Source organism: Dokdonella sp., assembly GCF_049593775.1.
GTDB lineage: Bacteria > Pseudomonadota > Gammaproteobacteria > Xanthomonadales > Rhodanobacteraceae > Dokdonella.
In genome coordinates this window covers 1-3770 of record NZ_JBAWHJ010000256.1, presented here as the reverse complement: position 1 = coordinate 3770, position 3770 = coordinate 1, and the positions used below count along the sequence as shown (strand labels likewise).

The window sequence follows — 3770 nt, the reverse complement described above, 5'->3', positions numbered from 1 at the left end:
GTCCGCTGTTCCGCGACCTTGCCCAGCATCGTCGTCTTGTCCGCTATGACGAGCGCGGCTGTGGCCTTTCGGATTGGGAGGTTGCCGAAATCAGCTTCGAGACCTTCGTCACCGATCTGGAGGCCGTTGTCGATGCGGCCGGTCTTGAGCGCTTTCCGCTGCTCGGCATCAGCCAGGGCGCCTCGGTATCCATCGAATACGCGGCGCGACATCCCGAGCGCGTTTCGCATCTGATCCTGTTTGGTGGCTACGCGGCGGGCTGGCGGCATGTGGCGACGCCGGAAGAAACCCGGGAGCGCGAGGCGATCATGGTGCTTACGGAGGCAGGCTGGGGACGTGACGACCCGGCCTATCGGCACCTGTTCTCGCAAAGCTTCATGCCCTCCGCGACGATCGAGGAATTGACCTGGTTCGACGACTTTCAGCGACGTACGACCTCGCCGAAGAATGCGGTGCGCTTCCTCGAGGCGTTCTCGCGAATAGACGTGCGGCAAAGACTTTCCGACCTGCAGGTTCCGACCCTGGTCATCCACAGCCGCGGCGACCAGCGCATTCCGTTCGGTACCGGCAGGGAGCTTGCCACAGCCATTCCCGATGCGGAATTTGTCGGTCTCGACAGCCCAAATCACCTGCTGCTCGGGCGTGAACCGGCATCGCAGGCGTTCCTTGCGTCCGTTCGCGGCTTTCTCGCAGGCTGAAGGATTCAATTTCCACGCTGGCTACCACGCTGGGTCAAACGACGGGCAGGTCCAATGAGTCACCCTGCCGCCCGTTCGAGGGCGATCCAACGGATACAAAGCCATGTTTTCCTGCATTTTTGCCTATGCCACGGGTGCCGAAACCCAGTCGGCCTCGATCGAACTGACTGAACCGGGCGCCGCCCTGTTTCTTGTGCGCAACGATGAGCATGCTCGCGCGGCGATGTGCGCCTGGCTCGATGCGGCGCAGATGGGTGCGCGTTCTGGCACCCCGAATCCGGCCAGCGTCCTCTCGCAGTCGACTATCGACTTGTCGCGAGCGAGCTAACCGGAACCGATCCTTGCGGCAATCGGTATTGCTGCGGGCGAAATCGCCTGCGGTCTGAATTTCCACGCGCACTACCACGCTGACTCAAACGATCGGCTGATTTCATGCAGGTTTCCGGCACATCCGTGAGCGCTTCGCGGGCAGCCTTCCAATTCCTCAATCGGAAATTCGCCATGACAACCACGAAGATTGCCAGTGTCTTCTTCCTGTTTGCCTGCGTCCTTGAATCCCAGGCGTCGGCTGCCAACCTCGCACATGCGAGCTCCGGCGGTGATCCGCCGCAGGATTGCACGACAAGTCTGCGCGTGATCAATACCAACGACTCGGGTAGCGGATCGCTTCGTCAGGCCGTGCTCAATGCGTGTCCGAACGGGATCATCAGGTTTGCCGACAATCTGCCAATCCAGCTCGCCACCGAAATCGTCATCGAGAGGAACCTCACCATCGATGCCAGCGATGTATCGGATGAGCTGGCCGGTACCGAAGCCGCGCTATTGCAGATCAGCGGTGGTCCGGGCAATCGCATCTTTCGTGTGGTCGAGGGTGCTTCGCTGGCCCTTCGGCGGCTGCGCCTGAGCAATGGTGTATTGGACGGAGCCGAGCTGGGTGGTGCCATTCGCAATGACGGCACACTCTCCGCCAGCGAGTGTCGGTTTGATGGCAATCGCTCCGGTCCGGCCAACAATCTGGGTGGCGGGGCCATCTTCAATGCAGTCGGAGCGACATTGCTTGTCGAGCAAAGCACGTTCGATGCCAATATCTCGCAGCGCGGCGCGGCCATTTTCAACAGCGGTGACGCCGAGCTTTACAACAGCACGTTCAGCGGCAACGTCGCCGAGAATGGTTCGACGATCAGCGAGGGTGCGATCCAGAATCGTGGAACCCTGCTCGCCGACCATATCACCGTCACAAACAACACCGGCCAGTTGACCAACTCGTTCGGTGGCCTGTTCGCGTTCAGTGCCGACACGACCCTGCTCAATAGCGTGATTGCCGGTAATGTTGGCAAGGATTGCGAGATTTCCGGCGGCACGTCCACGTCCGTGGGGCTGCTCTCCCAAACGGGAAACTGCCCTCGGGACTTCAACAGCGATCCGTTGCTTGGCCCCCTCGCAGACAACGGAGGCGTCACCCCGACCCATATGCCAAGTGACAGCAGTCCGGCACTTGGCGTTGGTGACGCAACATTATGCCTGGACTTCGATCAGCGTGGCGCGGCGCGAACACAACCAGGCACTTGTGACCTGGGCGCGATCGAGCGGAATGCGATCTTTGCAAACGGCTTCGAGTAGGCCAGGAACGCGCGGTCGATAACAGCAGGCCGGAACAACCGCCCCCCATCTGCAGCAACTTACGATTGCCGGATCAGGCAGTTTCCGCAGGCGTGAGAGATGGGCGAAACGTCCAAAGGGTGTTGGGTGCCGGGATTGTGGCTTTTCAGGAATGGAGGGTTCCACTTCTTGCGCAAAGTATCGAAACAGGCAGTATGATCGCGGCAGGTTTGTGGCTTTCCTGTCTTGTTTCGGAGGGTGGCATCATGGGTGTCCGGCGGAATTCGCATTTGAACACGACCAGGGCCAGCGACTTGTTCGCTTGCGCCCGAAAGTCCCCCTTCTGGGCACTACTAGTGCTTTGCTTCGGTCTTGCGGGATGCGACGGGAATCCTCCCGGCTCGGCTTCGACTTCGAATCCACAATCGGAAGACCGCACACAGGCCGAGCGGGCAGCGGCTCCGGCTCCGCTGGCAGATAGAGCACCGAGCGAGATCCGCCTCATGCGCAGGGAGCGACCACCAAAGTATCCGCCTCAGGCTGTGCGCGAGCGAATGGAAGGCGAGGTTGTTCTGAAAGTTCTGGTGGGTCTTGATGGCAAGCCCGAGGAAATCATCCTGGACAGGTCCAGCGGATATGAGGAACTCGATCGGGCCTCAATCGCTGCAGTGAAACGCTGGGATTTCAACGTCGGCATGGAGAATGGAAGCCCAATCCGCGGCTATGTTCTGGTGCCCATGCAGTTCAACCTCAATCAGTAGCAAGCGATCAGATTGGGGGTGGCGTGTATGCACCGATTGCCTTTTTAGAGGGGCCAGGCCGCGAATGCTGCCGGGTAGGTGCCTGTGCAACTAGGTTCTGTGGTCGCTTCCGGCTTGGGTCAGGAGCGCGGTTTCAGGATTCCCCTTCCGCGATCCAGTCTTTCAGGTCGATCAGCGGTTGCTGGGTTACCTCGATGTATCCGTCAGGCCGGTCCATGGATATCAGGAAGCTGATGACTGTGGCAAAGGAAAGCGCCAGCAATACCGTGGCCTTCGAGCGCTTGGATTGAACGATCGCCGAGTGATAGCCAATGCTCATCATTCCAAGGATGGTCAGTCCGTACAGCACCACCCAAATACCGGTGGGAATCCGTGATTCGCTGACAACATCCACCCGCGACGCCTGGGCGGTGGCCACTTCGTTCAATGATTCGACCAGCAGGGCCGCGTAGTCGGAGTTCATGTCGCCATGGACATTGCGCATGACGATGTCCCACAGACGCTTTTCAATCTGCTTCGAATCGAGCAGGACAGCGTGCATCCGCGCGGCTTCGATATTGGATTTGTCGGCGTATGCCAGGCGCTGGTCAAGATAGGACCTGACCAACTCGCGAGCGTTGGTACGGTCAATCGGACCTGGCAGCATGTCCGTCCGGTTGTAGAGAATACGGATGTCATTGGCATCGTCGCGCACGAGCTGCATGCGAAGGTC

5 protein-coding genes are annotated in these 3770 nt (G+C 59.8%); 4 read left to right on the top strand and 1 reads right to left on the bottom strand.

The genetic code is table 11. The features are described 5' to 3' along the window. The 4 genes from WBP53_RS09040 to WBP53_RS09025 all read left to right on the top strand — a co-directional run. On the top strand, positions 1-698 hold a 698-nt coding region (locus WBP53_RS09040; protein WP_423928094.1), incomplete at its 5' end, for an alpha/beta fold hydrolase. A gap of 103 nt (positions 699-801) precedes the next feature. Then, the gene (locus WBP53_RS09035) at positions 802-1026 is read left to right on the top strand and encodes a hypothetical protein (protein ID WP_423928092.1); all 225 of its coding nucleotides are present in this window, start codon (positions 802-804) and stop codon (positions 1024-1026) included. A gap of 173 nt (positions 1027-1199) precedes the next feature. Continuing rightward, the gene (locus tag WBP53_RS09030) at positions 1200-2318 is read left to right on the top strand and encodes a choice-of-anchor Q domain-containing protein (RefSeq protein WP_423928090.1); all 1119 of its coding nucleotides are present in this window, start codon (positions 1200-1202) and stop codon (positions 2316-2318) included. Positions 2319-2800: 482 nt separating this feature from the next. Then, a complete protein-coding gene (locus WBP53_RS09025; RefSeq protein WP_423928088.1) occupies positions 2801-3058 on the top strand; it encodes an energy transducer TonB in 258 nt (85 codons plus the stop codon). 133 nt (positions 3059-3191) lie between these two features. Here WBP53_RS09025 and WBP53_RS09020 read toward each other — a convergent pair. Continuing rightward, positions 3192-3770, bottom strand: a 579-nt coding sequence (locus WBP53_RS09020) for a hypothetical protein (protein WP_423928086.1), incomplete at its 5' end; no start/stop codon positions are given.